Below are 3,707 nucleotides of genomic sequence, written 5' to 3'. Positions count from 1 at the left end.
GGCAGCTCCTACAGGTTGAACGCATTTCAAATGCAGGAGCTGCCGAAGGCTGCGATCTTTTGCTTTTATATCTCCAAAAGGAATATAAAAATGAAATATAAATATTATTAATGCATAAGGCGCCTTGCTAGGATCGCGCCACCGGATCACCGGACATTCAGCGACCCCTTAGCCAGGAGCCCCTATGTCCGGCGCCGACACCGTTCACCACAATCATCTCGACGTGTTGTTCCGCGCCCACTATCGCTGGCTATGCACGTACTTGCGCCGGCAGCTGCACGCCGCCGAAAACGCGGAAGACATCGCTGCCGAAACCTTCGCGCAATTACTTCAGGCGCCCAGTGTCACGGCGATTCGTGAACCCCGCGCCATGCTCACCACGATTGCCCAACGCCTGCTTTATCAGCGTTGGCGCCGCGCGGACCTGGAGCGCCGGCATGCGCAGCAGTTCGAGGTCGAGGTCGCCACTTCGCCTGAAGACCTCGCACACCTGAGCCAGACCCTCAAGCGCCTCGACCGCAGCCTGCAACGCCTGCCCGGCAAGGTCCGTTCGACCTTTTTGCTGGCACGGATCGATGGCCTGACTTACCCGCAAATCGCCGCCGAACTGGGCATTTCCCAGCGTTCGGTCAGCGCTTACATGAGCCGTTCCCAAGCCCTGTGCGACCGCCACAGCGCCAACCCAATCCTGACAGACAAGAGGTCCGCATGAGATCGATCAAAACCCTGCTCGGCCGTTCGTTACTGGCGCTGAGCCTGAGTGTCGGCGCTGTTTCGGCGGCGGAAAAAACCGCGCCGATCCATTTCGGTGACATCACTTGGGAGAGCGGCAGTTTCATTACTGAAGTGCTGCGCCTGATCGTCGAAAAAGGTTACGGCTACCCGACCGACACGCTGCCGGGCAGCACCGTCAGCCTGGAAGCGGCGCTGGCGAAAAACGATATTCAGGTGATCGGCGAGGAATGGGCCGGGCGCAGTCCGGCGTGGGTCAAGGCGGCCAATGAAGGCAAGGTGTTCGGCCTTGGCGACACGGTCAAGGGCGCGACCGAGGGCTGGTGGGTGCCGGAATACGTGATCAAGGGCGACCCCGAGCGCGGTATCAAACCATTGGCCCCGGAGCTGAAATCGGTGGCTGACCTGCCGCGCTACAAGGACGTGTTCCGCGACCCGGAAGACCCGCGCCGTGGACGCTTTCTCAACAGCCCGACCGGCTGGACCTCGGAGATCGTCAACAGCCAGAAGCTCAAGGCCTATGCGCTGACCGACAGCTACGTCAACTTCCGCACCGGCTCCGGTGCGGCGCTGGATGCCGAGGTGGCATCATCGATCAAACGCGGCAAACCGGTGCTGTTCTATTACTGGTCGCCGACGCCGCTGCTCGGTCGCTTCAAACTGGTAAAACTCGAAGAACCGCCGTTCGATGCCGAGGCCTGGAAAACCCTGGCCGATGCCAACAACCCGAATCCCAAGGGCACCCGCTCGATGCCGGCCAGCCTGGCGATTGGCGTGTCGGCGCCGTTCAAGGCGCAATACCCGGAACTGGTGTCGTTCTTCGAGAAAGTCGACTTGCCGATTGATCTGCTGAACCAGACGCTGGCTGGAATGAGCGAAAAGCGCCAGCCACCGCGGCAGGTCGCCGAAGCGTTTTTGCGTGATCAGCCGCAGGTGTGGCAGGCGTGGGTGCCGGGGGAGGTGGCGAGCAAGGTGACGGCGGGACTTTGAGTTTCAACTGTTTGATCGGTGGCGTTTGAGCTACCGCCTTCGCGAGCAAGCTCGCTCCCACACTGGGTCCATGGCTTGTCCGAATCCAGTGTGGGAGCGAGCTTGCTCGCGAATGATCTGCAGACTTACACCGCTTCCGCTGCCAACGCCGCCGCCACGGTCGGCCGCTGCTCAATCCGCGCCTGAAACCGCGCCAGCGCCGGCCACTGTGCCAGTTCGATTCCGAACAACCCGGCCCAACGCAGCACCACAAACAACAACGCATCCGCCACGCTGAAGCCGCTCGGCAGCAGATACTCCTGCTGCTCCAGCACCGTGACCAACACGGCAAAACGCTTGAACAACTTCTCCTTGATCACTTCGGCCGGCAGCCGCTCATCAAACAGCGCGCCGAGGCCGCCGTGGATCTCGCTCGAAACGAAATTCAGCCACTCTTGCAAACGCAGCCGTTCGAAACTGCCGGGCGCCGGCGCCAGCCCTGACTGGGGTTGCAGATCCGCCAGATATTGCAGGATCACCGGGCCTTCGGTCAGCACCGCGCCGTTGTCCAGTTGCAGGGCGGCGACATAGCCTTTGGGATTGATCGCCATGAAGTCTTCGCCGCTGGCGGTGCGCTTGCTGCGGTTGTCGACGCGGATCAGTACGAAGGGCAGCTTCAGTTCGCGCAACACAATGTGCGGCGCCAGCGAACAGGCTTGCGGGGCGTAATACAGCTTCATCGGCAGCTCTCTGGTGAGGATTTGGCGCCAGTGTCATAGTGCGCCGCACCCTCGGTAAAATTAATCTTTCAGAAAGCAGCCATAAGGACAGCTACTGCCATGATGAACCTGATGCATTGGCGGCTGGTGGTCGCTGTGGCCGATCACGGCAACATCACCCGCGCGGCCGAACGGGTCGGCATGACGCAGTCTGGCGCGAGCCAGGCCCTGGCGCTGATGGAACAAACCCTCGGTGTGCAACTGTTCAGTCGCGAAAGCCGGCAAACCTTGCCCACCGCCATTGGGCTGCCGGTGATTGAGCAGGCGCGCGTAATGCTCGGCGCGCTGCAAACCATTCGCCAGACCGTCGACAGCGTGCGCCCGATGCTGCGCGGGACGATTCGCCTGGCAAGTTTTCCCATGGTCCTGGCGAGTTTTCTGCCGCCGCTGCTGCGTCAATTCAATCGCCTGTACCCCGGGATCGAAGTGGTGGCGCTGGAGGTCAGCGATGACGAGGTGGAAACCTTGCTTGCGGCCGGTCTGGTGGATGTCGGTGTGGTGCTCAACCCGGCCCCCGAGCGCAATGCCGGGCCATTGGGCCGTGATGAATGGGTGGCGGTCGTGCCGACGGGCCATCCGCTGGCGCTGCGAGGAACCGAGCAGGGCGTCACCCTGCAAGAACTGACCGCGCTGCCCTTTGTGCTGGCCACCGGCGGTTGCTCGACCAACGCCCGCAGCCTTGCCGCCGAAGCCTGTTTGCAGTTGCAGGATGTGCGGGTCGAGGTGCGCGAGTGGAGCAGCGCCTTTACGCTGGTGCGGGAAAACCTCGGCGTGACGCTGGTGCCGGAAATGACCTTGCCGGTCGACCGTCAGGGCTTGCGCGTGATTGCTCTGCAACCACCTGTCGAGCGGGTGTTTTCGCTGGTGTTGCCTGCAGGGCAGACGGCGTCGGCAGCGGTGCAGGCGCTGCTGGATTTGCTGGCGGAGACTTCGCTTGCCTCCGTTCGCTGAACCGTTTCTTGTGCAAAAAGTGCCAGATACTGGCCGACTAGTGGCCTTGCGCGTGGCAGGGCGCTGGCTATGCTAGCTGTAACTAACTATGTCGACCGTCATCGGTTAGCCGTGATTTCAACGCTGCCAGAGTGCGCAATCAAAGGCACCGGACACTGAACCAACAAGGAGCCAGTTGTACATGGAAGTTCTTCTGCACGTTAGGGCTGGCCCGCTCGCGGGCTATCAAGAGAAGGATGTCTTGATGAGAGCGTCGCGGCATGCACGCTCGGATTA

4 protein-coding genes are annotated in these 3,707 nt (G+C 61.6%); 3 read left to right on the top strand and 1 reads right to left on the bottom strand.

What is annotated here, in order from left to right:
• Window positions 1–184: 184 nt before the first annotated feature.
• Both HT737_RS08075 and HT737_RS08070 read left to right on the top strand, forming a co-directional pair.
• On the top strand, window positions 185–712 hold the full coding sequence (locus HT737_RS08075) for a sigma-70 family RNA polymerase sigma factor (protein WP_182402139.1): 528 nt from the start codon (window positions 185–187) through the stop codon (window positions 710–712).
• Window positions 709–1,722, top strand: coding sequence for an ABC transporter substrate-binding protein (locus HT737_RS08070; RefSeq protein WP_182402137.1), 1,014 nt, complete (start codon window positions 709–711; stop codon window positions 1,720–1,722). The genes HT737_RS08075 and HT737_RS08070 overlap by 4 nt, the downstream gene beginning before the upstream one ends.
• Window positions 1,723–1,847: 125 nt before the next feature.
• On the opposite strand, the gene gstA is transcribed toward HT737_RS08070, so the two are convergent.
• Window positions 1,848–2,441: a glutathione transferase GstA gene (gene gstA, locus HT737_RS08065; RefSeq protein ID WP_182402135.1), complete on the bottom strand. Its 594-nt coding sequence runs from the start codon at window positions 2,439–2,441 to the stop codon at window positions 1,848–1,850.
• A 99-nt stretch (window positions 2,442–2,540) separates the two neighbouring features.
• Here gstA and HT737_RS08060 point away from each other — a divergent pair, with 99 nt between their 5' ends.
• Window positions 2,541–3,431 carry a LysR family transcriptional regulator gene (locus HT737_RS08060; RefSeq protein WP_121186810.1) on the top strand — a complete coding sequence of 297 codons (891 nt, stop codon included), beginning with the start codon at window positions 2,541–2,543 and terminating at the stop codon, window positions 3,429–3,431.
• Window positions 3,432–3,707: the final 276 nt, after the last annotated feature.

It is taken from the genome of Pseudomonas sp. MD195_PC81_125 (assembly GCF_014060985.1).
Taxonomy (GTDB): Bacteria; Pseudomonadota; Gammaproteobacteria; order Pseudomonadales; family Pseudomonadaceae; genus Aquipseudomonas; species Aquipseudomonas parakoreensis.
The sequence above is the reverse complement of the archived record's forward strand: the minus strand, read 5'-3'. Positions and strand labels throughout refer to the sequence as shown.

Excerpts from the sequence above, each read along its gene's own strand:
- HT737_RS08075 (WP_182402139.1), top strand. The coding sequence starts at position 185 with ATGTCCGGCGCCGACACCGTTCACCACAATCATCTCGACGTGTTGTTC.
- HT737_RS08070 (WP_182402137.1), top strand. The coding sequence starts at position 709 with ATGAGATCGATCAAAACCCTGCTCGGCCGTTCGTTACTGGCGCTGAGC.
- gstA (WP_182402135.1), bottom strand. The coding sequence starts at position 2,441 with ATGAAGCTGTATTACGCCCCGCAAGCCTGTTCGCTGGCGCCGCACATT.
- HT737_RS08060 (WP_121186810.1), top strand. The coding sequence starts at position 2,541 with ATGATGAACCTGATGCATTGGCGGCTGGTGGTCGCTGTGGCCGATCAC.